This window comes from Shigella sp. SIG6 (assembly GCF_053555815.1).
The window spans coordinates 1-305 of record NZ_JBQZXC010000354.1; the positions used below are offsets into that span (position 1 = coordinate 1).

1 protein-coding gene is annotated in these 305 nt (G+C 52.1%); it reads right to left on the reverse strand.

The features are described 5' to 3' along the window. Positions 1-186: 186 nt before the first annotated feature. A partial coding sequence (locus ACUU1M_RS20795; protein ID WP_053001536.1) for a hypothetical protein occupies positions 187-305 on the reverse strand: 119 nt, incomplete at its 5' end.

The window sequence follows — 305 nt, forward strand, 5'->3', positions numbered from 1 at the left end:
CGATAGGAATTAAAACCCCAAAAAGATTAAAAAAACACCACAAAACGGATGTTTCTTCAACACCACTTTTGCTCCATATGAACGGAACCGACGATTAAACTGGATGGCTCTGATTGATTCAGGGTATGAATGGCGGTTTTTTGCTCCGTTTCCCTCAAAATGGACGCAACTTCCCCTCTGCGGCTCTCAGCCGCACCACCGCATCCGGGCCAGCGGCTCATGCATCAGGACCTGCTCTGCCAGACGGTAGCCCCGCTTCAGCCCCGTAAAACGCATCTGACTCCCGCACAGCACGCACTTCAGCG